22 protein-coding genes are annotated in these 25,118 nt (G+C 71.6%); 8 read left to right on the forward strand and 14 right to left on the reverse strand.

All coding sequences use genetic code 11. The features are described 5' to 3' along the window. The first annotated feature begins 20 nt into the window (after positions 1 to 20). Together ACHBTE_RS06865 and ACHBTE_RS06870 are read left to right on the forward strand one after the other, a co-directional pair. Entirely contained in the window at positions 21 to 908 is an 888-nt protein-coding gene (locus ACHBTE_RS06865) for an RNA polymerase sigma-70 factor (RefSeq protein ID WP_394722551.1), read from the forward strand. 124 nt (positions 909 to 1,032) lie between these two features. After that, positions 1,033 to 1,788: an SDR family oxidoreductase gene (locus tag ACHBTE_RS06870; RefSeq protein WP_394722552.1), complete on the forward strand. Its 756-nt coding sequence runs from the start codon at positions 1,033 to 1,035 to the stop codon at positions 1,786 to 1,788. Positions 1,789 to 1,818: 30 nt separating this feature from the next. Here the strand turns inward: ACHBTE_RS06870 and ACHBTE_RS06875 are convergent, their stop codons facing one another. Then, positions 1,819 to 3,063: an ROK family transcriptional regulator gene (locus ACHBTE_RS06875; protein WP_394722553.1), complete on the reverse strand. Its 1,245-nt coding sequence runs from the start codon at positions 3,061 to 3,063 to the stop codon at positions 1,819 to 1,821. 129 nt (positions 3,064 to 3,192) lie between these two features. Here ACHBTE_RS06875 and ACHBTE_RS06880 point away from each other — a divergent pair, with 129 nt between their 5' ends. Beyond that, the gene (locus ACHBTE_RS06880) at positions 3,193 to 4,404 is read left to right on the forward strand and encodes an MFS transporter (RefSeq protein WP_394722554.1); all 1,212 of its coding nucleotides are present in this window, start codon (positions 3,193 to 3,195) and stop codon (positions 4,402 to 4,404) included. On the opposite strand, the gene ACHBTE_RS06885 is transcribed toward ACHBTE_RS06880, so the two are convergent. After that, positions 4,364 to 4,822, reverse strand: a complete 459-nt coding sequence (locus ACHBTE_RS06885) for an acyl-CoA thioesterase (RefSeq protein ID WP_394722555.1) — start codon at positions 4,820 to 4,822, stop codon at positions 4,364 to 4,366. The two genes, ACHBTE_RS06880 and ACHBTE_RS06885, sit on opposite strands and share 41 nt — an antisense overlap. Positions 4,823 to 5,027: 205 nt before the next feature. Here ACHBTE_RS06885 and ACHBTE_RS06890 point away from each other — a divergent pair, with 205 nt between their 5' ends. Further along, on the forward strand, positions 5,028 to 6,461 hold the full coding sequence (locus ACHBTE_RS06890) for a uracil-xanthine permease family protein (RefSeq protein ID WP_394722556.1): 1,434 nt from the start codon (positions 5,028 to 5,030) through the stop codon (positions 6,459 to 6,461). Here the strand turns inward: ACHBTE_RS06890 and ACHBTE_RS06895 are convergent. After that, on the reverse strand, positions 6,443 to 7,588 hold the full coding sequence (locus ACHBTE_RS06895) for a glycoside hydrolase family 6 protein (RefSeq protein WP_394722874.1): 1,146 nt from the start codon (positions 7,586 to 7,588) through the stop codon (positions 6,443 to 6,445). The two genes, ACHBTE_RS06890 and ACHBTE_RS06895, sit on opposite strands and share 19 nt — an antisense overlap. A 173-nt stretch (positions 7,589 to 7,761) precedes the next feature. Between ACHBTE_RS06895 and ACHBTE_RS06900 the strand changes: the two genes are divergently transcribed. Further along, positions 7,762 to 8,445: a DUF5995 family protein gene (locus ACHBTE_RS06900; RefSeq protein ID WP_394722557.1), complete on the forward strand. Its 684-nt coding sequence runs from the start codon at positions 7,762 to 7,764 to the stop codon at positions 8,443 to 8,445. Positions 8,446 to 8,545: 100 nt separating this feature from the next. Here the strand turns inward: ACHBTE_RS06900 and ACHBTE_RS06905 are convergent, their stop codons facing one another. Further along, the gene (locus ACHBTE_RS06905; protein ID WP_394722559.1) at positions 8,546 to 10,243 is read right to left on the reverse strand and encodes a flavin monoamine oxidase family protein; all 1,698 of its coding nucleotides are present in this window, start codon (positions 10,241 to 10,243) and stop codon (positions 8,546 to 8,548) included. A gap of 53 nt (positions 10,244 to 10,296) precedes the next feature. Further along, a complete protein-coding gene (locus ACHBTE_RS06910; RefSeq protein ID WP_394722560.1) occupies positions 10,297 to 11,085 on the reverse strand; it encodes a carbon-nitrogen hydrolase family protein in 789 nt (262 codons plus the stop codon). 309 nt (positions 11,086 to 11,394) lie between these two features. On the opposite strand from ACHBTE_RS06910, the gene ACHBTE_RS06915 reads away from it, so the two are divergent. Beyond that, on the forward strand, positions 11,395 to 11,934 hold the full coding sequence (locus tag ACHBTE_RS06915) for a Repetin (RefSeq protein ID WP_394722561.1): 540 nt from the start codon (positions 11,395 to 11,397) through the stop codon (positions 11,932 to 11,934). On the opposite strand, the gene ACHBTE_RS06920 is transcribed toward ACHBTE_RS06915, so the two are convergent. Further along, a complete protein-coding gene (locus ACHBTE_RS06920; RefSeq protein WP_394722562.1) occupies positions 11,903 to 13,105 on the reverse strand; it encodes an MFS transporter in 1,203 nt (400 codons plus the stop codon). The two genes, ACHBTE_RS06915 and ACHBTE_RS06920, sit on opposite strands and share 32 nt — an antisense overlap. Positions 13,106 to 13,372: 267 nt before the next feature. On the opposite strand from ACHBTE_RS06920, the gene ACHBTE_RS06925 reads away from it, so the two are divergent. After that, positions 13,373 to 13,735, forward strand: coding sequence for a hypothetical protein (locus tag ACHBTE_RS06925; RefSeq protein WP_394722563.1), 363 nt, complete (start codon positions 13,373 to 13,375; stop codon positions 13,733 to 13,735). A 231-nt stretch (positions 13,736 to 13,966) separates the two neighbouring features. Here ACHBTE_RS06925 and ACHBTE_RS06930 read toward each other — a convergent pair whose 3' ends face one another. The 6 genes from ACHBTE_RS06930 to rpe form a co-directional block, all read right to left on the reverse strand. Then, entirely contained in the window at positions 13,967 to 14,419 is a 453-nt protein-coding gene (locus ACHBTE_RS06930; RefSeq protein WP_048581051.1) for an Lrp/AsnC family transcriptional regulator, read from the reverse strand. 10 nt (positions 14,420 to 14,429) lie between these two features. After that, entirely contained in the window at positions 14,430 to 15,920 is a 1,491-nt protein-coding gene (locus ACHBTE_RS06935; protein WP_394722564.1) for an amino acid permease, read from the reverse strand. Between the two features lie 450 nt (positions 15,921 to 16,370). Next, on the reverse strand, positions 16,371 to 17,813 hold the full coding sequence (locus ACHBTE_RS06940) for a GuaB1 family IMP dehydrogenase-related protein (RefSeq protein WP_394722565.1): 1,443 nt from the start codon (positions 17,811 to 17,813) through the stop codon (positions 16,371 to 16,373). Between the two features lie 131 nt (positions 17,814 to 17,944). Continuing rightward, entirely contained in the window at positions 17,945 to 18,256 is a 312-nt protein-coding gene (locus ACHBTE_RS06945) for a barstar family protein (RefSeq protein WP_394722566.1), read from the reverse strand. An 80-nt stretch (positions 18,257 to 18,336) separates the two neighbouring features. Continuing rightward, positions 18,337 to 19,380, reverse strand: a complete 1,044-nt coding sequence (locus ACHBTE_RS06950) for a sugar-binding transcriptional regulator (RefSeq protein ID WP_394722567.1) — start codon at positions 19,378 to 19,380, stop codon at positions 18,337 to 18,339. 78 nt (positions 19,381 to 19,458) lie between these two features. Then, a complete protein-coding gene (gene rpe / locus ACHBTE_RS06955) occupies positions 19,459 to 20,145 on the reverse strand; it encodes a ribulose-phosphate 3-epimerase (RefSeq protein WP_394722568.1) in 687 nt (228 codons plus the stop codon). Between the two features lie 134 nt (positions 20,146 to 20,279). Between rpe and ACHBTE_RS06960 the strand changes: the two genes are divergently transcribed. Then, entirely contained in the window at positions 20,280 to 22,496 is a 2,217-nt protein-coding gene (locus ACHBTE_RS06960; RefSeq protein ID WP_394722569.1) for an MMPL family transporter, read from the forward strand. A 62-nt stretch (positions 22,497 to 22,558) separates the two neighbouring features. On the opposite strand, the gene ACHBTE_RS06965 is transcribed toward ACHBTE_RS06960, so the two are convergent. Next, the gene (locus ACHBTE_RS06965; protein WP_394722570.1) at positions 22,559 to 23,977 is read right to left on the reverse strand and encodes an RsmB/NOP family class I SAM-dependent RNA methyltransferase; all 1,419 of its coding nucleotides are present in this window, start codon (positions 23,975 to 23,977) and stop codon (positions 22,559 to 22,561) included. Between the two features lie 76 nt (positions 23,978 to 24,053). Beyond that, positions 24,054 to 24,986 (reverse strand): methionyl-tRNA formyltransferase, encoded by a 933-nt coding sequence (gene fmt / locus ACHBTE_RS06970; protein WP_394722572.1) that lies wholly within the window; start codon positions 24,984 to 24,986, stop codon positions 24,054 to 24,056. Positions 24,987 to 25,118 lie beyond the last annotated feature (132 nt).

Genomic DNA, 25,118 nt, shown 5'->3' on the forward strand with positions numbered 1-25,118 from the left:
GTTCTGGCAGGGTGACAGGCATGACGATCACGACCGCCGACGAGTTCGAGACGTATCGCCCCCGGCTGTTCGGGCTGGCCTATCGGATGCTCGGCTCCGCCGACGAGGCCGAGGACACCGTCCAGGACGCGTATCTGCGCTTCAGCGGCGCCGACCGCAGCGGGATCGAGCATCCGGCGGCCTGGCTCGCCAAGGTCGTCACCAACCTCTGCCTGACCCGGCTGACCTCGGCAAGGGCGCGGCGCGAACGCTACGTCGGGCCCTGGTTGCCGGAGCCCGTCGCCACCTCGGACGGCACGCTCGGGCCGCTGGAGTCGGCCGAGCAGCGGGACGCCGTGTCGATGGCGATGCTGGTGCTGCTGGAGCGGCTCACGCCGACCGAACGGGCCGTGTACGTGCTGCGGGAGGCCTTCGCGTACGGCCACCGGGAGATCGCCGGGGTACTGGACCTGACCGAGGCGAACTGCCGGCAGCTCTACCGGCGGGCGGTCCAGCGGGTGGGGGAGCCGCGGTCCCGGTTCGAGTCGACGCCCGAGCGGCAGGAAGAACTCGTCGCGTCCTTCGTCGCAGCCGCTCGGGACGGTGATCTGGGCCGGCTGGAGAAACTGCTGGCGGCCGATGTGATCTGGTCGAGCGACGGGGGCGGCAAGGTCTCGGCGGCCAGGCGGCCGATCGAGGGACGCGAGAAGGTTTCCCGGTTCCTGGCGGGCGCGACGCGGACGTTCCTCACCGGGGTGGACTTCACGACGGTCGAGATCAACGGCACCGACGCGCTGGCCGTGTGGGCGGGCGACACACTCCTGTCGGTGGTGGCGTTCGAGGTACGGGAGGGCCTGATCGGGCACGCGTGGGCCGTGGTCAACCCGGAGAAGCTGGGATTCGTGCGGGGGCAGTTGGGGCGGGGGTGAGGGGTGTCGTGGCGGCTTTCGATCTCTGCTCCCCCTGAGCTGTCACATTTCCTGGGGGTACTCGGTCTCAGTCGGCGAAGGGCGCTCCATCCGGGAGTGCCCGGTGTCCGAAGGGGCTGAACAGATGACCACGATCCTGGTGACCGGCGGTACCGGAACGCTCGGCCGGCTCGTCACCGAGCGGCTGCGCGCGGACGGGCACGAGGTGCGGGTGCTCAGCCGGCGCAGCCAGCCGTACGCCGTCGACCTGCGCAAGGGCGGCCCCGGGCTGGACGAGGCCGTGGCGGGCGTGGACACGATCGTGCACTGCGCCTCCTCGCCGGGCGGCGGCGACGAGAACGCCGCCGCGCATCTGATCGCGGCGGCGCGCAAGGCCGGTGTCGGGCACCTGGTGTACATCTCGATCGTCGGTGTCGACCAGGTGCCGCTGCGCTACTACCGGAGCAAGCTCGCCGTGGAACGGCTGATCGTGGAGTCGGGACTGGCCTGGACCGTGCTGCGTGCGACGCAGTTCCACGATCTGCTCGTGCAGTTGTTCCAGAACGTGTCCAAGCTGCCGGTCATGCCGGTACCGGCCGGCGTGCGGGACCAGCCCGTCGAGGTGGCCGAAGTCGCGGACCGCCTCGCCGAACTCGCCCTGGCCGCCCCGGCGGGACGTGTCGAGGACATCGGCGGCCCCGAGGTACGCACCCTCGACTCCTTGGCCCGCGCCTACCTGGCGGCGACGTGCCGCAGGCGACGGGTGGTGAAGGTACCGCTTTGGGGCAAGGCGTACCGGGGCTTCTGCTCGGGCGGTCACCTGGCGCCGGGGCACACGGTGGGCAAGGGGACGTTCGAGGAGTATCTGGCGCGGCGGTTCGGGGGTCAGCGGGGCGTGTGAGGCCGGCCAGGGGTCCCGAGGGGCTTCGGGTCAGCGCTCCGGCGGCGCGAAGAGCTCGTCCTGGGCCTTGTCCCGCGCGGTGAGGAGCGCTCCGCGCAGCACCGCGACGCCGCCGAGACCGCTCGGGCGCACCACGGTCACCAGCGGCGACATCCGCCGGATCCGCTCCTCCACCCGCCCGGCGAGGGCTTCACCCCCGGCCTGTCCGACCTCTCCGCCGAGCACCACACAACCGGGGTCGAGGATCGCGACGACGGAGGCGGCTCCGATGGCGATGCGGTCGGCGAGGACGTCGAGAAAATCACCGGCTTCGCCGGCCCCGGCCCGGTTCCCGTCACCCGCTCCCCGGCCCCCCTCCTCACCGCCCTCCGTCACCAGTTCCACAGCACCCCTGACGACCCTCGCGGCCACCGGCTCGTGCGAACCCGTCCCGTCCACCGTCAGCCCGTACTCCCCCGCCAACTCCACGATCGCCGCCGACCCCGCCAGCGAATGAAAACCCCCCTCGCAATCCACGGCCGACGGCAGGCCAGGCGTCCCCGGCACCGGCAGGAAGCCGATCTCGCCGGTGCCGCCGGAGGCACCGCGGCGCAGCGCGCCGTCGAGGACGACCGCCGCTCCCGTGCCGTGGCCCAGCCAGAGCAGGACGAAGGTGTCCCGGTCGCGGGCCACCCCGTCGCGCTGTTCCGCGAGGGCCGCGAGGTTGGTCTCGTTCTCGACGCTGACGCGGGACTCGGGAAACCGTTCCTGGAGGGCCGCCACCAGGCGCCGGTGCCATTCGGGCAGCCCGGTGGAGCCGCGCAGTTCGCCGGTCGCGGGGTCGATCAGGCCCGGCGCGCCGATGCCCACCGTGTGGAGCCGGTCCGCCCCCGACTCCTTCACGACCCGTTCCACCAGCGCCACGGCCTGCTCCACCGCGGGTCCCGTCCCGATGTCACCCCCGATCGGCAGCGACGACTCGGCGAGCACGTTCCCGACCAAGTCGGACACCATCACCGAGACACCTTCGGTACGGACGTCCAGCGCCGCCAGATGCGCGCGGCCGGCGACGATGCCGTACAACTTGGCGTTCGGCCCGCGGCGCTGCTCCCCGGCCTCGCCGACGACCTCGATGAGGCCGGCCGCGGTGAGGCGTTCGACGAGGTCGGCGACGGTGGGGCGGGACAGGCCGGTCAGCTGCTTCAACTGGCCTGCCGTCAACGAGCCCTCCTGCTGGAGCAGGCGTAGGGCGAGCCGGTCGTTGATGGCCCGGGCGGTGCTCGGGGATGCGGGCATGCCGGGATCCTTCCAGATCAGCGGCGCCGTGCGGCGGCGGCCGGTAAATCCGCTATCTATCAGGCAGGGTCCCTGATAGTTTACGCGGCGGCCGGACGCACGGACGTAGGGATCAGGAAGGGTCGCACAATGAGTCAAGCGGTCTACGACCTTCGCGAGGTGAAACGCGCCCGGTACGCCGTGGCCTCCGTTTTCGCCGTGCACGGTGCCGTCACCGGCTCGTTCGCGACACGCGTGCCGTGGATCCAGGACCATGCCGGCGTCAGCGCGGGCCAGTTGGGGCTCGCGCTCGCCTTCCCCGCGCTCGGCGCCTCCGTCGCGATGCCGTTGGCGGGCAGCATCAGTCACCGCTTCGGCGCCCGCAACGCGCTGCGCGGACTGATGGCCCTGTGGACGCTCGCCCTCACGCTGCCGTCCCTCGCCCCCAACCTCCTGACGCTCTGCCTGGCCTTGTTCACCTTCGGCGCCACGGCGGGCATGGCGGACGTGGCGATGAACGCGCTCGGCGTCGAGGTCGAGACCCGTCTGAACCGGTCGATCATGTCCGGCCTGCACGGCATGTGGAGCGCCGGCGCACTGATCGGCTCGGCGGCCGGCACCCTGGCGGCGCACCTCGGCTCGGACGCCCGCCTGCACCACGCACTCGCCGCGGCCACCCTGACCCTCCTCGGCCTGGTCGCCTGCCAGTGGGTGCTCGACCTCCAGCCCGCCGAGGACGAGGAGCCGCCGCCCCGGTTCGCGCTGCCGCCCCGCTCGGCACTGCTCATCGGCGCGGTCGGGTTCTGCGCGGTCTTCGCGGAGGGCGCGAGCCTGGACTGGTCGGCGGTCTATCTCCAGGACCAGCTCGGCACCTCGGCCGGACTCGCCGCGGCCTGCACCACCGGCTTCACCCTCACCATGGCGGTCGCCCGGCTCGTCGGCGACAAGGTGGTGGACCGCTACGGCGCCGTCCGCACGGTCCGCTTCGGCGGCTTCCTCGCCACACTGGGCGGGCTGCTCGTCGTCGTGTCGGACATGCCGGCCCTGGCCATGACCGGCTTCGCCCTGCTGGGTCTGGGCATCGCCGTGGTCGTGCCGCTGTGCTTCGCCGCGGCCGGCCGCAGCGGCCCGAACCCCTCCCTGGCCATCGCGGGCGTCGCGACGATCACGTACACCTCGGGTCTGGTCGCCCCGAGTGCGATCGGCGGGATCGCCCAGGCGACCAGCCTGATGGTGTCCTTCTGCCTGGTCACCGTGTTGTCGTTCGGCCTCGTCGCCTTCGCGGGCGTCCTGCGCGCCGGTGACCGTGACCGCCCGAAGGTCAGCCGGCCGGACGCAGCAGTTCCCGACCCGCGGCCCTGAAGGCGTCGCTCCACGGCGCCGGGCGCAGCGTCCCGGCGTCCAGCCGGACCAGCACCCGGCTGCCGTGGGCGTAGGTCACCGAGCCGTCGGCCGAGCAGAAGCGGAAGCCGTAGGTCAGGCCGGTGGTGCCGAGCCGCTCCAGCCAGAGGTGGACGGCGTAGGTGCCGGGCTTGGTGACCGGCGCCTCGTAGCCGATGCGCAGTTCCTTGACGGCGTTGCAGGCGTCGCCGGCCGCCACCCAGTCGCCCTCGAAGCGGAACCCGTTCTCCTGCCACAGCTCGACCCAGGCGCGCTCGACCAGCAGCGGGTAGCGGGCGTTGTGCAGCAGGCCGAGTGCGTCCAGGTCGTCGAAGTGGACGGTGACGGGCATGAGCCGGCCGTAGGACAGGGCGGGCATGATCGGGGCTTCGGCGGTCACGTGCGGGGCTCCTGGGACGTACGAGAGGACACCCACCATCCTAAGCGGACGCTCACCCTGATCCTCGGCGGCCCGGATCAGGCCGGACCAGCCGGAACAGGGCGGGCCGGCCGGGACCACTCGAATCCGCCCCGGTCGGCAGCGCTGTCGGTGTCCCTGACAATGGTCCGGACACTCGTTCGCACGACGAAAGCGATACCGCACCATGGATCTCGGCGTCCGCTGGAAACTGCACGGCGACGGACGCACCCCGGCGCCCGGAGCCGTGGTCCGGCCCGACGAGCGGCTCTCCTGGCCCCGCACGGTCGGGCTCGGCGCCCAGCATGTGGTGGCCATGTTCGGAGCGTCGTTCGTGGCGCCGGTCCTGATGGGGCTCGACCCCAACCTGGCGATCATGATGTCCGGCGTCGCGACGGTCGTCTTCCTGGTCGCCACCCGCGGCCGGGTGCCCAGCTACCTCGGCTGCTCCCTCTCCTTCGTGGGCGTCGCGGCGGTCATCCGGGCCGACGGCGGTTCGAGCGCGGTGGTGACCGGCGCGGTCTTCGTGGTCGGGGTGGCGCTGTTCCTGGCCGGTCTCGCCGTGCAGCGGTTCGGGGCGCGGATCATCCATGCCGCGATGCCGCCGATCGTCACCGGCGCCGTCGTGATGCTGATCGGCTTCAACCTCGCCCCGGTGACGGCCTCCACCTACTGGCCGCAGGACCAGTGGACGGCGCTGCTGGTCATGCTGTTCACCGGTCTGGCGGTGGTCTGTCTGCGGGGTTTCTGGTCCCGCATCGCGATCTTCATGGGCCTGGTCTTCGGCTACGGCATCTCCTGGGCCTTCGACCGGGTCTTCGGCAGGATCCACTCGGTCGACGCGAGCGGCAAGGTCACCGACCACTGGCGGCTCGACCTCTCCGGTGTCGCGAAGGCCGACTGGATCGGTCTGCCGGATCTGCACGGCCCGTCCTTCCAGTGGTCCGCGATCCTGGTCGCGCTGCCGGTCGTGATCGCCCTGGTCGCCGAGAACGCCGGGCACGTCAAGGCGGTCGGCGAGATGACCGGCGACAACCTGGACGGCAAGCTCGGCACCGCGATCTCCGCGGACGGCGCCGCCTCGATGCTCTCCACGGCGGTGGGCGGCCCGCCCAACACCACGTACTCCGAGAACATCGGCGTGATGGCCGCGACCCGCGTCTACTCGACCGCCGCCTACTGGGCCGCCGCCGGATTCGCGCTGCTCTTCGGCGTGTGCCCCAAGTTCGGCGCGGTCGTCGCCGCCGTCCCGGGCGGTGTCCTCGGCGGCATCACCGTCATCCTGTACGGCATGATCGGCCTGCTCGGCGCGCAGATCTGGATCAACGCCAAGGTGGACCTGCGCAATCCGCTCAACCTGGTGCCGGCCGCGGCGGGCATCATCATCGGTGTCGGCAACGTCACCCTGGAGTTCACCGACACCTTCGAGCTGAGCGGCATCGCGCTGGGCACGCTGGTCGTCATCACCGGCTACCACGCGCTGCGGGCGTTCGCTCCGGCCCACCTCAAGACACAGCACCCGCTGCTCGACGAGGGCACGTCCTCCTACGACGAGCCCGGCGACAACGGCGACGCCGAGGAACGCGCTCCCGGCGAGGGCACTCAGCGCGCCAAGTCATAGGCGTACGACGCCGTGAAGGTCCCGGGCCTGCCCTTGCAGCCGTCCGACTCCCCCGGCAGTTTCACCCACAGGTAGGCGTCGATCCGTGCCTCGCCCGTGCTGAGCGTCGGCGCCCGGCCCAGCTTGCGTCCGGCCGGGTCGCACCACTCGCCGTCGGCCGGGGCCCCGGTGCCGTTGCGGCTGGTGTCGATGACGGCCCCGAGGCCCGCCGGGCCGCCGAGTGAGTCCAGGACCTGGCGGTCGTAGGCGATCTCGTCGGCGGTGGTGTGGAAGTTGGAGACATTGCTGAAGATGCCGTCGGAGGACGCCGTCGAGGCGGCTCCGGCCTGCTTCAGCCACTGTGCCTGCTCGCCGGGGGCGTGCCAGCCGGAGTGCCCGGCGTCGTAGTAGACGCGGGCCTTGGGGTTCGCGGCCTTGAAGGCGCGGCCGGCGCGGGCCAACGAGGCGAAGCGGTCGGCGCGGCGGGCGGCGGAGAGGCACTCGGACTGGGCTATGGAGTCGGGCTCCAGGATCACGATGACATCGCCGGTGCCCAGCCCGGCGGCGAACCGGTCGATCCAGTCGTCGTAGGCGTCGAGATCGGGCGCCCCGCCCTGGGAGTGCCCGCCGCAGTCGCGGTCCGGGACGGCGTACGGCACGACGACGGGCACCCGGCCCCGCGCCGACCCGCCCGAAGTGACCGCGCGGACCCGGGCGGTGATGGTGTCCGGGGTGAAGTCGGCGAACCAGACGGCGGCCGGCTGGGCGGCGATCCGTGCCTGGATGACCGCGTGGCGGGGGTCGGCCCCGTTGTCGCGGACCCAGTCGAGCACCTGGGATTCGGGATGACGGTAGAGGCGGGGGGACACGGCGGCGGTCTGCTGCCCCTTCTGCTCGGTCCCGGTCGACGCCGGGGTCGGGGTGGCCGTCCTGGCCGTCTTCGTCTTCGGTGTCGGTGAAGCGGGCGTGGGCGAAGGGGATTTCGTGACCGACGGGGACGGCGAGGGCATCAGCGGCAGGGACTCCAGGCTCGGCGAACGCGTCACCCGGGGCGGCCCGGCCTCGTCGGAGCGCTCTGTGGCGTCGAGCGCGGACATCATGCCGGTCACGGTGCCGAGGGCGACCACGGCCGAGGCCGCGACGACCATGGCGTGGCGCCGCGCCGCCCTTCTGCGCTCGGACCTGCGTGCGGCCAGTCGCTGGGCGCGTAAGCCTGGCACCGTCCTGTTCCCCTCCCCGGACGGCGGGCATGTTCCCCCGTTCTGGGGAAGCGCCGGGCCCGCCGACGCTCGCGTCAGCCTAAAGCTGGGACTCTGCCCCCATGGCGCTGTGCGAACAATTCACCACACCCGTGGACGCGATCATCTCCCGTATGCGCGCCCTCGATTCAACCCTCCCCGAACGGGACGGAGTTGCGGTGTTCAACCGTGTCTACCTCACCGTCACGGAGGCGGTCGACCGGCACATCGACCGCGGCCGGTTCCCGGACGCGCGGGCCGCGATCACGCTGGACGTGCGGTTCGCGGAGCGGTACCTGGCGGCGGTCGAACGGGCCGAGGAAGCCCGGCGCCCGCCCGCCTGCTGGCGCCCCCTGTTCCAGATGCGCCGCCACCCCGGCGTACGACCGCTTCAGTTCGCGCTCGCGGGCATCAATGCGCACATCGGGCACGATCTCCCGCTGGCCGTGGTGGACGCCTGTCGTAGCCTCGGCTGCGAACCCGTCGACCTGGAGGACGAGTTCGAGCGGGTGGGTGATCTCCTCGTCTCGCTGGAGGAGCGCATCCGCGAAGATCTGATGCCGGGCCCCGACCTCCTCCAGATCGCCGATCCGCTGACGCATCTGCTCGGCTCGTGGAGTCTGGACCGGGCCCGGGACGCGACCTGGTCGGCGGCGCGGGCGTTGTGGGCGCTGCGCCGAATGCCGGACCTGGACGAGGAGTTCACGGAGCGGCTGGACGCGGCGGTGGGGTTCGCGGGCCGCATGATGCTGACGCCGCTGCCGTGATGGTCCGGCCGCTTCCGGTACACGGGACCCGGCCGCCGATCGAGCAGCCGGCCCGGCCGACGGTCCAGCAGATGCGAGAGCCGGCGGCCGGGCCGCGGTCTCAGTCCTCCGGCAGCTCGACCGGCGCGATCTCGTCGTAGACGTCGCCCGGGCCCGGGTTGGTCGCGTCGGTCGCCCCGCCGAAGTGGTGCATGACGCCCCAGACGGCGTTCAGTGCCGTCTGGACCGCGCCCTCGGCCCAGCCGGCCGTCCAGGAGATGTCGTCGCCGGCGAGGAAGATGCCCCGCTTGTCCTCGGGCAGCCGGTCCTGCATGAAGTGGGTGAACAGGCGCCGCTGGTAGCGGTAGTGGCCGGGCAGGTTGGCCTTGAAGGCGCCCATGAAGTAGGGCTCGTTCTCCCAGGAGACCGTCACCGGGTTGCCGATGATGTGCTTCCGGATGTCGACCTTCGGGTAGATCTCGCCGAGCGACTTCAGCATGACCTCCATCCGCTCGTTCGCGGACAGCGGCAGCCACTTCAGGCTGTCGTCGCACCAGGTGTAGGAGAGGCAGATGACGGCGGGCTTGTCCGGGCCGTCGTCGAGGAGGTAGGTGCCGCGCGTCATGCGGTCGGTGAGCGTCATCGACATGACGTCCCGGCCCGTCTCCTCGTCCTTGTCGAGCCAGAAGGGCCGGTCCACCGGGACGAACAGCTTCGAGCTCTCCATGTAGTGGGTGCGCTCGATCGCCGTCCAGTGGTCGATCGGGAAGAGCGAGTCGTCGCAGGCGATCTTCGACAGCAGCATCCAGGACTGCGCGGTGAAGATCGCCGCCTGGTAGGTGCGGATGTCGCCGTTCGCGTCGGTCACGGTGATCCGGTTGCCCGAGGTGCGGTGCAGCCGGGTCACGGCCGGGCGGGGCTCGCCGTTGTCGTGCAGGCTCGCCAGCGAGGTGCCGTAGGACCAGTGGACGATCTTCTCCGGCTCACGCTCCCACAGCCGCAGCGGCAGCTGCTGGGAGCCGCCGACGATGCCGCGGTGGTGGTCGTCGGCCTCGGTGTAGACGACGCGCAGGATCTCCAGGATGGAGTTCGGGAAGTCGGTGTCCCAGCCGCCGGTGCCGAAGCCGACCTGGCCGAAGATCTCGCGGTGCCGGAAGGACTTGAAGGCCTCGGAGTCGCAGAGGAAGCCGTAGAAGGTCTGGTTGTCGAGCTTCTCGACGAGCTTCGCCCAGATCTCGCGGATGCGCGGCACGTCGCGCTCCCGCATGGCGCGGTTCATGTCGGAGAAGTCGGCGCCCTCTTCGAGGCACTTGTTCCAGGCCTCGGCGACGTCCCGGTAGACCTGCGGAAGGTCGTCGATGGTCTCGGCGTAGTGCGACTCGCCCTTGAGGTCGACCACCGTGGAAGGGGTCGACTCGGCAAGCGGGTTGGGGAACGGGCTGGTCTTCAGGCCCACCAGGTCGATGTAGTGCTGGAGCGCCGTGGAGGACGGCGGGAAGCGCATCGCGCCCATCTCGGCGGTCAGGGACTCGTCGCAGCCCTCGAAGCCGACGGTGCGCAGCCGTCCGCCGATCTCGTCGGCCTCGTACACGACCGGCTTGAGCCCCATCTTCATCAGCTCGTACGCGGCCACGATCCCGGAGAGCCCGCCGCCGATGACCGCGACCTCGGTGCCGTGCTCGGTCGCGGGTATCTGACCGAGGCCCGCCGGGTGGGCGAGGAAGTCGTCGTACGCGTACGGGAAGTCAGGGCCGAACATGGTGATCGGCGGCTGCTGCTCGTCGGCGTGCTGGACGGCGTTGGGCACCGTGGACGTCATGGGGGTACGGCTCCTTGCGACTGCGACTGCGACAGGGGAAGCGGTGGGGCGGTTCAGACGAGCGACCCGTAGAGACCCGGGCGGCGGTCCTTCAGATACGGGTTCGATTCGCGGGAGGCGGCGAGGAGGACGGGGTCGACATCGGCGAGGACGAGTTCCTCGTCGCGCCCGGCACGGGTGCGGGCGACCCCGTCGGGACCGGCGAGGGTGGAGAGGCCGACGAACTCGAACTCCCCTTCCCGGCCGACCCGGTTGACGTACGCGACGTACATCTGGTTCTCGAAGGCCCGCACCGGGATCATCGACTCGGCGACGAACTGGAACGGGTGCATCTGCGCGGTCGGCACGACGAGCAGGTCGGTGCCGGCCAGGGCATGGGCACGGACGTTCTCCGGGAACTCGACGTCATAGCAGATCAGGATGCCGACGCGGACGCCGTCGATCTCGGCCTGCACGATCTGCCGCTCGCCCGGCGTGAAGTGGTCGCGCTCGAAGCAGCCGAAGAGGTGGGTCTTGCGGTAGTTGGCGAGCCGGGTGCCGTCGGCGGAGATCAGCTGGGCGGAGTTGAAGACGACGTCGCCCTCGCGCTCGGGATAGCCGTAGACGACCGCGAGGCCGTGGCGCGTCGCGATCTCCGCGACGGCGTCCGCGCAGTCGCCGTCGGCGGCCTCGGCGAGGCGGCCGATGTCGTCGCCGATCGCGTACCCGGTCAGGAACATCTCCGGTGCGGCCAGCAGCCCGGCGCCCGCGGCGGCAGCGCGGCCCGCGGCCTCGTCGAGGACCTTGAGGTTCTCGACGGTCGAGCCGGGGCGGCCGGAGCTCTGGAGCAGGGCGGTGCGCATGCGTGTTCCTCACCGGGCGGAAGGGGGGTCGGGGCCACATGTAGCGACCACGTAGACGGTACGGGCGGCTGACCAGGGCGGACAAGGAGGAGCCGTTGCGCGCCGGTGAGCTGTTCGTTGCGTGCGTGAGGGGGTGGGCGGCGATTCGTTGCGCGACCGCGGGCGCAGTTCCGCTCCTCCTGGGGGCGCAGGCATCGGCGGGCGTCCCCGCCGGGCGGTGGAGGCGAGGTCCCCTCCTCGGCTCGATGTGGTGCGGGCACCGGGCCGGGAGAGTGGTCATCGTCCACTTGACCAGCGGAAAGGCCCGCGATGAAGCGCCGTACGAAGATCGTCCTGCTCGGCTCCGCACTGCTGCTCACCACCGGGGCGGCGTCGGCCGCGACCGCGTCCGAGGACGCCCCACGGGAACGGGAGGCCGCCGCCCTCACCGGCACCGCCAAGCTGTACCGCTCGGCGGGCGACGACATCACGTTCTCCTTCGACGCGCACCTGGCGGCGAAGGACGCCGACGATCCGACGAAGGCGACCGGCACCTTCGAGTTCAGCCACTACCTGAAGGACTTCGGCGCCCGGGCGACGGCGAAGGTCGACTGTCTGGTCACCGGCGGCAAGGTGGCCGTCGTCTCCGGCGTCATCACCGACTCCGATCTGCCGGGCGCCGAGGGCAAGCGGGTCGGCGTCACCGTCCATGACGTCGGCCGGCACGACCGCCTCGGCTACAGCTGGGCGGCGACGGGCAGCCCCGCCGATATGGAGGGACTGCCCAAGTGCGTGAGCTCCGCGCCCTTCGAGAAGGTCCGCAAGGGGACGGGCGACTTCAGGGTCGTGCCGTGGAACCCCCCGCTCTAGCCGCCCGGCTCAGCAGCAGCGCCGTCACCAGGTACGGCACCGCGAACACGGCGAAGACGGTGCCGTGCGCGGCGGCCCCGCCGAGGATCGCGTAGCCGCCGTACACGGCGACCGTCGACAGGTCGGTGCCGAGCCCCGCGAGCGAGGTGAGGGTGGCCCGCTCGCTGTCCTGGAGGCGGTGCTGGAGGCGGACGTCGGCGAGCACGGTGGCCAGCTGGAAGCCGCCGAAGGCGAGGGCCACCAGGGCGAGCCCGGCCGGGGTGCCCGCCCCGGCGCCCACGGCCAGGGCGAGGGCCGCGCAGGCGAGCATCGCGGCGAGTCCGTTGGTGCCGAGGGACGCGGCGCGCCCGGCGAGCAGGCTGCCGGCGGTGGCTCCCGCCCAGATCAGCATGAGCAGGTAGGGCACCAGCGCGTCCGGCACTCCGGTCTCCCGCACCAGCAGCGGCGTGTACTCGTCGAGGGCGCCCCACACCGCACCGACCGCCGGCACCAGCAGCAACGCGCCCCGCAGGGACCGGTCGCGGCGGGCGGCGGCCAGTCCGGACCGCAGAGTGGCGGTCCAGCTGTCACCGCCGGCCGTCGGCGCCCGGTGCTCCGGGAACCGGGTCGCCGTCGCCGCGGTCAGCAGGGCGGCCAGCACACTGGCGGCACCGACCGCCGTGTAGCCCCCCGTCGCGAACACCGGGCCGGCGAGGCCCACCGCGAGGACCGTGGCCACGAGGCGTGCGGCATGGGCACGTCCCATGGCCCGCGGGTACCGGTCGGCGGCGCCGAGCCGGTCCAGCTCCTCGTACACCAGCGCCTCCAGCGCACCGGAGCCGAGTGCTCCGCCGGCGCCCCACAGCACGAAGCCAAGCGCGAACGCCCAGTACGACGGCACCAGCACCCACAGCCCGAAGCCGGCGGCCGTGAGCAGCGGGCCGACCCACAGCAGCAGCCGGCGCGAGACCGCGTCGGCCCAGGCGCCGGAGGGGACCTCAAGGACGACGCCGGTGAGCGACCACAGGGCGAACAGGGACGAGATCTGCCAGAGCGACAGGCCGGTGTCGGCGAACAGCAGCGCGTACACCGGGTAGAGCAGGACGAAGTCGTCGAGGAACGCGTATGCGTACAGCGTGGCCGTGAGGCGGCGGACGCCGGTGGCGGGCACGCGTGCAGGTGAGAGTGTCATGGGGCCTTCCCGCAGGGACAGTTCGGACGCCGGAGGTACGGCGCCCGGGGTGGCCCTCGGGAGGCGGCGCTGGAGTATCAATGTCGCCAGGTCATGGCACCGATGGTAGGCGGAACCGGCTCATACGTGCAGGGGGATTCCGGTGCTCGCGCGCAGGCGACCGCCGCACGAGCCAGTCGCCGCGGGTCACCCTTCTCCGCCGCACGGCCATCAGGCTCCGCCTGGCGGAGGAGGCCGTGGCCGGGCCAGGCGGACGAGACTTCCCGCATGGACGCCTCCGACATTTCCGCCCTGCCGTTCGTCGACGAGCACACCACCATCGCCGAGGCGGCCCCCGACGCCGTCTGGCGTGAGCTGGCCGTCCTGATGGAGGGCGCCCGGGGCTTCCGGGTGGCGGTTGCGTCCCCCTGCCGCGAGCTGGCCCTGGTGGGACGCCACCCCTTCTCGACGTACGCCCTGATCTTCCGCCTGGAGGAAACCGGCCGAGGCCACACACGGCTGCGGGCCGAGACCCGGGCGCGTTTCCCCGGCCCGGCGGGCGCCGTCTACCGGCGACTGGCGATCAGCACGGGCGGCCACGCGCTGGCCGTACGGAGCATGCTGAGAAGGGTGCGCGAACGCGCCCGGTAGGGACGCGGGGAGCTGCGCGAAAGGTCCCGGCCGGCCCGGGACGAGACCCGGCACCGCCGCGAGGCGCCAGGGCCCTTCTGATGGCTCTCCGCGGGAGAAGGAGCGGCGTTCGGTGCGTGCTCTCGGCGTGCCGGGCGGAAGGCGTCGTAGCGGAGCTACCAGGGCTCTTGTCCGGTGCGGCGAGAGGGCGTGCCGGGCGTCGCGACGCCGCGGAGAGCCATCGGAAGGGCCCTAGGTCGGTGACCCGGAGGAGAAGCGCCTCAGCAGCGGGGACAGCACCAGCACCGACTTGGTCCGCTCCACGAACGGCTCCCCCGCGATCCGCTCCAGGACCCGCTCGAAGTGCCGCATGTCGGAGGCGAAGACCTGCACGACCGCGTCGGCGTCCCCGGTGACGGTGGACGCGGCCACCACCTCCTGGTACCGCTCCAGACCTCGCCGGATCGTGTCCGGTGAGGTGTTGTGCCGGCAGTAGATCTCGACGAACCCCTCGGTCTCCCAGCCGAGGGCCGAGGGGTCCACCCGTACGGTGAACCCGGTGATGGCCCCGGTGGCACGCAGCCGGTCCACGCGCCGTTTCACGGCGGGCGCGGACAGGCCGACCAGTTGCCCGATGTCCGCGTAGGAGCGGCGGGCGTCCTCGGCGAGGGCGTGCACGATGCGTTCGTCGAGATCGTTCAGCACTGCGGGTGGTTCACTTCACTTCTGGCGCGACGGGTGCGTCCGCTGCGGCGAGACGCGAACGGCGATAGCCGTACCCGAAGTAGAACACGAGACCGGCCACCATCCAGAACCCGAAGACCACCCAGGTGACGGTGTCGAGGCTGAGCATGTTGTACGCGCAGAACAGGAAGCCGAGGATCGGCAGCACCGGTCCGAACGGCACCTTGAACGTGCGCTCGAGCTCCGGGCGCCGGTAGCGCAGGATGATCACCGCGATGTTGACCAGGGCGAAGGCGAACAGCGTGCCGATGCTGGTGGCGTCGACCAGCTTGCCCAGCGGGATCAGGGCGGCGAGCGCACCGCAGAAGACGGACACGATGATCGTGTTGAGGCGGGGCGCGCCGGTCTTCTTGTGGACCTTGCCGAGCGCCTTAGGGACGAGGCCGTCGCGGGACATGGCGAACAGGATGCGGGTCTGGCCGTAGAGCACGGTCAGCACGACGCTCGCGATGGAGATGACCGCGCCGAGCGCGAGCAGGGTGCCCCAGAAGGTCTGTCCGCTGACGTCGTTCATGATCGCGGCGAGGGAGGCGCTGGAGCCCTCGAACTTCGTCCAGTGCCAGGCGCCGACGGCGACACCCGCGACGAGCACGTACAGCGCGGTGACGATGATCAGCGACAGCATGATGGCTCGCGGCAGGTCCCGCTTGGGGTCCTTGGCCTCCTCACCGGCGGTGGAGGCGGCGTCGAAGCCGATGTAGGAGAAGAACAGCGTGGCACCGGCGGCGCTCACGCCCGCCATGCCGAGCGGCATGAAGTCGGCGTAGTTGCCGGACTTGAAGCCCATGAAGCCGACCGCGCAGAACAGCACCAGCGCGGCGATCTTGACGGCGACCATGATCGTGTTGGCGCGGGCGGACTCGCGGACGCCACCGAGCAGGAAGATCATCGCCAGCAGGACGACGATCAGCGCGGGCAGGTTGATGATGCCGCCCTCACCGGGCGCCGAGGACAGCACCGACGGGATGGTGACGCCTATGGTCCCGTCGAGCAGCTCGTTGAGGTACTCGCCCCAGCCGACGGCGACGGCGGCCACCGAGACGCCGTACTCGAGCACCAGGCACCAGCCGCAGACCCAGGCGACGAGCTCGCCCATCGTTGCGTACGCATACGAGTACGAGGAGCCCGCGACCGGGATGCTGCCCGCCAGCTCGGCGTAGGACAGGGCCGAGAACAACGCCGTGAGGCCGGCGATCACGAAGGCCAGGGTGACCGCGGGGCCCGCCTCGGGAACGGCGTCACCGAGGACCACGAAGATGCCGGTGCCGAGGGTGGCACCGATGCTGATCATGGTGAGCTGCCACATGCCGAGGGAGCGCCGCAGCGACCCTCCCTCACCCTGGCCACCCTCTGCGACCAGGTGTTCCACGGGCTTGCGGCGCATGAGGCGCGCGCCGACACCGAGGGGCGCCGGGGCGCCGGTCGGGCTTGGATTCTGCGGGGGTGCGCCTTGGTCGAGCACGCGCTGGCTCCTTATCGCTGCCACTGGGGGCGGCAGGGACCGGCGGTACCCCTGGGAGCAGGGACCCACCGAGCGGGGTCCCTGCCACGCCACGTACGAGGCGACAGCCTACGAGGATCGGCGTTGCTGGTGAAATGCAGCAACCTTGCGTGTGCCCGCATGATCATTGCGTGTCTGGCGGCTGGGTGGGTGTTCGTTGCAGGGAGGCTTTCGACCGTTGCGGGGTGCCGGTGCGCGGGGGCCTGTCGCGCAGTTCCCGCGCCCCTTGAGGCGCAAGCAGCGGACGTCCCTTCAGCGGCGCGGGGAACTGCGCGAACGCCCACGCACGCCCGCAGACGCCCGAACACAGCCGGACCCGAGCTGGAGGGCGTGAGCCCGGCCCGCGCAACGGCCCCCGTCCTCCCGGCGGGCGGGACAACAGGGGCCGTACGAGCAGGTGTTGCCGAGGGGTCAGCTCCAGCTGGCGTGCAGGGGCTTGCCCTCCGCGTAGCCGGCCGCGCTCTGGATGCCGACGACGGCTTTCTCGGCGAACTCCTCCAGGGAGCCCGCGCCCGCGTAGGTGCAGGACGACCGCACACCCGCGATGATCGAGTCGATCAGGTCCTCCACGCCGGGGCGGGCCGGGTCGAGGAACATGCGGGAGGTGGAGATGCCCTCCTCGAACAGCGCCTTGCGGGCCCGGTCGTAGGACGACTCCTCGGACGTGCGGTTGCGCACGGCGCGCGCGGACGCCATGCCGAACGACTCCTTGTAGAGGCGGCCGTCGGCGTCCTGCTGGAGGTCGCCCGGCGACTCGTAGGTGCCGGCGAACCAGGAGCCGACCATCACGTTGGACGCACCGGCCGCGAGCGCCATGGCCACGTCGCGCGGGTGCCGGATGCCACCGTCGGCCCACACGTGCTTGCCGTACTTCTTCGCCTCGGCGGCGCACTCCAGGACCGCCGAGAACTGCGGCCGGCCGACGCCGGTCATCATGCGGGTCGTGCACATCGCGCCCGGGCCCACACCGACCTTGATGATGTCGGCGCCGGCCTCGACGAGATCCCGCACACCCTCGGCGGCGACGATGTTGCCCGCGACGATCGGCACCTGCGGGTCGAGCGCCCGCACGGTCCTGATCGCGGCGATCATCGACTCCTGGTGGCCGTGGGCGGTGTCGATGACCAGCGTGTCCACGCCCGCGTCGAGCAGCTGCTTGGCCTTGCCCGCCACATCGCCGTTGATGCCCACGGCGGCGGCTATGCGCAGCCTGCCGCCGGCGTCGACGGCCGGGGTGTACAGCGTGGCGCGCAGGGCGCCCTTGCGGGTGAGGATGCCCGCCAGACGGCCCTCGGCGTCCACGGCCGGGGCATAGCGCCGGTTGTGGTGGTCGAGGGTGTTGAAGGCCTCACGCGGGTCGAGGTCCGCGTCGATGATCAGCAGGTCCCGGGACATCACCACTTCGAGCTGGGTGAAGCGGTCCACGCCGGACAGGTCGGCGTCGGTGACCACGCCGATCGGCTTGCCGTGCTCGTCGACGACCACACCGGCGTTGTGCGCCCGCTTGGGCAGCAGGGCCAGCGCGTCGGCGACGGTCTGGTGGGGGGCCAGCACGATCGGGGTGTCGAGCACGTGATGGCGGCTCTTCACCCAGGAGACGACATCGGTCACCACGTCGATCGGGATGTCCTGCGGGATGACCACCAGGCCGCCGCGCCGGGCCACCGTCTCGGCCATACGGCGGCCGGCGATGGCGGTCATGTTGGCGACGACCAGCGGGATCGTGGTGCCCGTGCCGTCCGGGGAGGTGAGGTCCACGCCCTGCCGCGAGCCGACCGCGCTGCGGCTCGGGACCATGAAGACGTCGTCGTACGTCAGGTCGTACGGGGGCTGGATGTCATTGAGGAAACGCACGTGCTGCACATCCCAGTCGATCAGAGGTGGCCCCCGGACAGGTCAGCCAGGGGGAAGAGCACGTACTTCATTGTCCCATGCTGACCGGAATGCGATGCACGGTCGCTTCATACAAGCAGGTCAGAGGGGCCCTAGGAGGATCCTCCGAGAGCAAGCATCACGGTGAGCGACGACGCCCGGTCCACGGCGGCGGAGAACACCTCCTGAGCGATCTCCCACTCCTCCGGCCGCGCCTTCGCGTACGGCCGCCAGTTCCGCACGACGACCAGGAGCCCATGGGCGGCATCGGCGGGCCACACGGTGGGGTCGGAGAGGCTGTCGGCCAGGGCGTCCCAGTTGCGGCCGAACCAGTCGGGCAGCTCCAGGGTCTCGGCGCAGCGGTCCATCAGGCCCGGCTTGTCCGCGACCCCATCGAGGTCCAGCGTGACCACGAGTTCCGTCATATCGGTACCGCCCAGCTCCCAGTGATCGTCGATGAGCGAAGCGAGGGGACGGCCGACGGCCGCCCCCTCCTGTTGTTCCGTCAGTTCCCGTCCGGGTCGGACCTGTTGAGCGTGGGCCTCGGTGGCGTACCGGCCGTCATGAGGTAGTCCGCCGCCGAGGTGTCCGTCACCAGGCTGGTGACGAGTCCGGACCGCAGCACCGCGTCGATGGCGGGCCCCTTGCGCTGCCCGCCCGCGATCGCGACGACCTCGGGGATACGGCGGAGCTGATCGGCCTTGACGGTGATGCACCGCTCCCCCAGGTCCCGTCCGACCCGGCGTCCCTCGGCGTCGAAGAGGTGCGCGGACATCTCGGCGGCGACACCGAGCGAGGCGTAGTGGGCCCGCTCCTCGTCGCTGAGCATGTCGTGCACCGTGGAGATGCCCGGCTCCCAGGAGCCGATGGAGACGCAGGCGACCGTGACCTTGTCGAAGTAGTCGAAGGCCCGGGCGATCCCGGTCTGGTGGCGCAGCGCCCCCGCGGTGGCCGCGTCCGGCAGCAGCATCGGCGCGTAGATGGGGTGGGCGTCGCCGCCCGACACCTGTGCGGCCCGGCGGACCGCCTCGACCGAGCCGCGCTCGGCGGTCCCGGCGTCGTAGACGCCCGTCAACTGCACCACCGTGCACGGCGGCAGCCGGTCCAGCGCCGCGGCCATGTGGATGGTGGACCGGCCCCAGGCCAGGCCCAGCACATCACCTTCGTTCACGAGCTCGCCGAGCAGGTCGGCGGCCACTTCTCCCAGGTTCTCGGGGTCGGGCGTCTCCTCGGCCTCGGCCGGGGACTCGACCACGACGGCGTGCCTGAGGCCGTAGCGGGCACGCAGCGCGTCCGAGCGCTCCGCGTCCAGCTCGGCCGGCACACGGATCTCGATGCGCACCAGATCCCGTTCGAGAGCGGTCTCCAGGACCCGGGCCACCTTGAAGCGGCTGACGCCGAACTCCTCCGCGATCTGGATCTTGGACTTGCCCTCGAGGTAGAAGCGGCGGGCCATGGCCGCCGCCTGCACCAGCTCAGCGGGTCCCATCCGCATGGCTGACCGGCCCGCCGACATACCCGACACGGCGATCTCCTCACTGCTGTTCACACTCTGGATTCGCCGTTCATCCTTGCAGATCCGGCGCTCTTGATCCGCCCTGATGGGCGCCGTTCACGTTGTCTTGGCTCAGTGGTCGCATGCCCAGGCGGCGGTCTTGGTGACCGTCTCCGCCTGAGCACGCAGCGCACGAACCGCTTCGGCAGGGTCATCGGCGCCGTACACCGCCGAACCGGCGACGAAGACGTCGGCGCCCGCCTCGGCACACCGCTCGATGGTCGAGGCGGAGACTCCGCCGTCCACCTGGAGCCACAGCTGAAGGCCGTGCTTGCTGATCAACTCGCGGGTGCGGCGAATCTTCGGAAGCATGATGTCGAGAAACGCCTGACCACCGAAGCCCGGCTCGACCGTCATGATCAGCAGCATGTCGAGCTCGGGGAGCAGGTCCTCGTACGGCTCGATGGGCGTCGCGGGCTTGAGCGCCATCGAGGCACGGGCGCCCTTGGCCCGGATCTCCCGGGCCAGCCGCACGGGTGCCGCGGCGGCCTCGACATGGAAGGTGACGGAAGAGGCCCCCGCTTCGACGTACTGGGGCGCCCACCGATCGGGGGCCTCGATCATCAGATGGCAGTCCAGCGGGGTGTCCGTCGCGCGGGCCAGGGACTCTACGACCGGGACACCGAGCGTGAGGTTCGGGACGAAATGGTTGTCCATGACGTCGACATGGAGCCAGTCGGCTCCTTGCACCGCCTTCGCCTCGTCCGCGAGGCGAGCGAAGTCGGCGGACAGGATGCTGGGGTTGATCTGCACGGCCATGACCCAAGACTGCCATGCCGGAGCACGATTGTTCGCCCCGGTACAGACCTGAGACGTTCATCGGATGTTGTGTCCGGTTCGCCCGTGCCATGCTGGGCTGCCGACCGGCGCCACAGAGGGCTGCGGGGGTGGCCATGACGGAGATCCAGGAGAAGCGCCCGCCGGTGCCGGGGAGACCGGGTGTCGCGCATCTGGTCTGCGGGCGGCGCGCCAAGTGGGTGGTGCTCGTCCTGTGGCTGATCGTGCTGTTCCTGACGGCGCCCTTCGCCCAGAAGCTGGCCGACGCCCAGGACAACGACGCGGCGTCCTGGCTGCCCGGCTCGGCCGAGTCCACCCAAGTCCTGGAGATCTCCGAGAACTTCAGGCCGGAGCAGATCCCCGCGGTCGTCGTCCTCGCCCGTGACGGGGGGCTGACGGCACAGGACCGGGCGGCGATCAACGAGGACGTGGCGGAGCTCGAGCAGCTGACCGACCACGGCATCCGCGGTGCCGAGACCCGCGGCCCGGTCTTCGACCGCGAGGTGGACCCGCGGGCTGCCCAGATCTACGTGCCGATCACCATGGACGAGAAGGGCTGGGAGCGCATCGCGCCCGCCGTCGACTCCATCCGGGACATCGTCGGTGAGGGCGGCGGCGGACTGGCCGTGCACATCACCGGTCCCGGGGGCACGTCCGCCGACTTCGCCGACGCCTTCGAGGGCATCGACTCCACCCTGCTGCTGTCGGCGATGGCGGTCGTCATCGTCATGCTCCTGATCACCTACCGAAGCCCGACCCTGCTTCTGATCCCCCTCGTCTCCGTGGTCGTCGCCCTGTTCACCGCGCAGGCCTTCGTCTATCTCCTCGCGGAACACGGCGGCCTGACCGTCAACGGCCAGAGCGCCGGCATCCTCACGGTCCTGGTGTTCGGCGCGGGCACCGACTACGCGCTCCTCCTGGTGGCCCGCTACCGCGAGGAACTGCACCGGCACGAGGACCGCCACGAGGCGATGGCCCTCGCCCTGCACCGCGCCGGCCCGGCGGTGATCGCCTCCGGCGCGACCGTCGTCCTGAGCATGCTGGTGCTGCTGGCGGCGGAGATGAACTCGACGAGCGGCCTCGGCCCGGTGGCGGCGGTCGGCGTGGCGGTGGGCCTGGCGGCCATGTTGACCCTGTTCCCGGCCCTCCTGGTCGTCTTCGGCCGCTGGATCTTCTGGCCGGTCGTCCCGCGCCTGGGCGCGGAACACCCCCACGAGCGGGGCATCTGGGCGCGCTTGGGCCGCCGTATCTCGCACCGCCCCCGCATGGTCTGGATCGTCACGGCGATCGCGCTGGCGATCTGCTCCCTCGGCCTGATCCAGCTGCGCGCGGAGGGGCTGAGCAATGCGGACGCGTTCACCGACAAGCCGGACTCGATCACCGGCCAGGAGGTCTCCGCACGCTACTTCCCGGCCGGCAGCGGCGACCCGCTGGTCATCGTCAGCAACCGGGCCCAGGCGGAACAGGTGGGCCGGGCGGTCGCCGGGACACCGGGCGTGGTCCCTGACTCCCTGGGCCTGCCACCGGGCACCAAGCCGCTCCACGACGGCAAGGTGCTCTTCGAGGCGACCATGTCGGCCCCGTCCGACAGCGAGGCCGCGAAGCAGACCGTGGAGCGGGTACGCGACGCCGTCCACGCGGTGCCGGACGCCGACGCCAAGGTCGGCGGCGGTACGGCTGCCCTGCTGGACATGGACCGGGCGACGACGCACGACAACATCCTGATCATCCCGCTGGTCCTGCTGGTCGTGCTCCTGATCCTCTGCGCCCTGCTGCGTGCCCTGATCGCCCCGCTCCTGCTGATCGGCACGGTGATCCTGTCCTTCGCGGCGGCCTTGGGCATCAGCGCGCTGGCCTTCCGCCACCTGTTCGACTACGCCGGCGAGTCGACCGACTTCCCACTGTTCGTCTTCGTCTTCCTGGTGGCCCTGGGCATCGACTACAACATCTTCCTCACGACCCGGATCCGCGAGGAGGCCACCCATCAGGGCACCCGCGCCGGAGTGGTCACCGGCCTCGCCGCCACGGGTGCGGTGATCACCTCGGCCGGACTGGTCCTCGCCGGCACCTTCGCCGCCCTCGGCACCCTCCCCATGGTCGCCTTCGCCGAAATCGGCTTCGCCGTGGCCCTGGGCGTACTCCTGGACACCTTCATCGTCCGCTCGGTCCTGGTGACGTCCCTGTTCCTGGACGTGGGCCCCAAGGTGTGGTGGCCGCACAGACTGGCACGGGAGGACGGGGGTGTTTCAGCCCGTCCGGCGTTTGAGGACGAGGCTCGTTCAGGGCCGAAGCGGGGGTCCGGGGGCGACAGCCCCCGGGGACGGGACGGGTAGGGGCGGCGGGGGCGAAATCACCGCGGCCGAACTCCCCGCAGCCGAACTCCCCGCAGCCGAACTCACCCCACCCGCCGGATCAGCGCCAGATACATCGCATCGGTCCCATGCAGATGAGGCCACAACTGCACATCGGGCCCCTCCCCCAGCTCCGGCACCCCCGGCAGCAGCAGCCGGGCATCCAGCAGTTCGACCTCGCCCACCTGCTTGACCACGTCATCGACGACCGCCCGGGTCTCGGCGAGATGCGGCGAACACGTGGCGTACCCGACGACACCCCCCACCCGCACGGAGTCCAGCGCCGCCCGCAACAACCCCCGCTGCAACGGCGCGAATCCGTCCAGATCCTCCGGGCGCCGCCGCCACCGCGCCTCGGGCCGCCGCCGCAACGCCCCCAGCCCGGTGCACGGAACATCCACCAGCACCCGGTCGAAGGAACCGGCCCGCCAGGCAGGCCGCGTCCCGTCCGCGGCGATGACCTGGTACGGCCCCGGGTTGCCCGCCAACGCCTTGGCCACCAGCCCCGCCCGATGCGGCTGCTTCTCGGAGGCGACCAGCACGGCCCCCCGCTCCGCGGCCAGCGCGCCGAGCAGTGCCGCCTTGCCACCGGGCCCGGCACACCCGTCGAGCCACTTCCGGTCGGGCCCCTCGAGAGGAGCGTTGGCCAGCGCGAGGGCGACCAGCTGGCTCCCCTCGTCCTGCACGCCCGCACGGCCTTCCCGTACGGCCGTGATGGCCCCGGGCTCCCCGCCCTCGGCGAGCCGTACGGCGTACGGCGACCAACGCCCCGCCACCGCGGCCTCCGTACCGAGCAGCTCCTCGGTGGTGGCCCGCCCGGGCCGCGCGACCAAGGTCACCTCGGGCCGCTCGTTGTCGGCCGCCAGCAGCCGCTCGATGCCGTCCCGGCCGCCGCCGAGCGAGTCCCACAGCGCGGAGACGACCCACCGCGGATGCGAGTGCACGACGGCGAGATGGTCCTCGGGATCGTCGTCGTAGGGCGGCGCGACCCGCTGGATCCAGCCGTCGAGGTCGTCCTGGGACACCTTGCGCAGCACGGCGTTGACGAACTTGGCCCGTCCGTCGCCGAGCACGACACGGGCGAGCTCCACGGACGCGGACACGGCGGCGTGCGTGGGAATCCGCGTGCCGAGCAGCTGATGCGCACCGAGGCTGAGCACGTCGAGCACCGGCGGGTCGACCTCACGCAGCGGCCGGTCCACGCACGCCGCGATGACGGCGTCGTACGTCCCCTGCCGGCGCAGCGTCCCGTACACCAGCTCGGTCGCGAGCGCCGCGTCCCGCCCGTCGAAGTCGCCCTGCTCCCGGGCCTTGCGCAGCAGCGGCGGCAACACGAGGTTGGCGTACGCGTCCCGCTCGTCCACGGCGCGCAGCGCCTCGAAGGCGAGGACGCGGACGGGGTCCTTCTTGGGCCGTCGGTAGGGCTTGCCGGGTTTACGGGGCCGACGGGAGGTGTCGCTCACGAAAAAGGTGCTCCGGATTGCTGGATGAGATGTACGCCCAGCCTACGCCGCACCACCCCCCAGGCACACGGCCCGGTCACGCCCCGACGCGCTCCCCGTCGCCGATCCGCACGCCCCGCGCCCAGTCGGCCGCTCGCATCGGCTTCTTGCCCTGCGCCTGCACCCACAGCAGCTCGACCGCGTACGACCCGGTCCCGACGTACACGTTGTTCTTGCCGACGGAGAGCGCGCCCGGGGCGAGATCGTCCCGTCCGGCCACCTGCTGCACCGAGATGAGCTTCAGCCGCTCGCCCCGGAAGACGGTCCAGGCGCCGGGCGCGGGGGTGCACCCGCGTACGAGACGGTCGATGCGCAGGGCGGGCGCGGTCCAGTCGATGTGGGCGTCCTCGACGTTCACCTTGGGCGCGAGGGTGATCCCCTCGGACGGCTGCGGTACGGCCTTCAGCGCGCCGTCCTCGATGCCGTCCATGGTCGCGGCGAGCAGCCCGGCACCGGCGAAGGCGAGGCGGGTCAGCAGGTCGCCGCTGGTGTCGGTGGCCCGGATCTCCTCGGTGACGGTGCCGTAGACGGGCCCGGAGTCCAGCCCTTCCTCGATGAGGAAGGTGGAGGCCCCGGTGATCTCGTCGCCGGCCATGATGGCGTGCTGCACGGGGGCCGCCCCCCGCCAGGCGGGCAGCAGCGAGAAGTGCAGGTTGACCCAGCCATGGGCCGGGATGTCGAGGGCGACGCGCGGCAGCAGCGCGCCGTACGCGACGACGGGACAGCAGTCGGGTGCGATCTCCCTCAGCCGCTCCAGGAACTCGGGGTCCCGCGGCCTGACGGGCTTGAGCACCTCGATGCCGGCCTCCTCGGCCCGCTCGGCCACCGGGCTCGCCACCAGCCTGCGCCCACGCCCGGCCGGCGCGTCGGGCCGCGTGACGACGGCGGCCACCTCGTGCCGGCCGGAGGCGAGCAGAGCGTCCAGAGCGGGAACAGCGACCTCGGGGGTACCGGCGAAGACAAGCTTCATGGGTGGGCACGGGCCTCTCGGGCGGGGTTGGTCGGGGTGACGCACAAGTCTATGTCCGCTTGACTCAGGGCCTCACGCGGGCGACGCGACCCGTGAACCGCCGCGGCTGAGGCGGTGAAGACACCCGGTCGT

Source organism: Streptomyces sp. M41, assembly GCF_043673425.1.
In the GTDB taxonomy this organism is placed as follows: Bacteria; Actinomycetota; Actinomycetes; order Streptomycetales; family Streptomycetaceae; genus Streptomyces.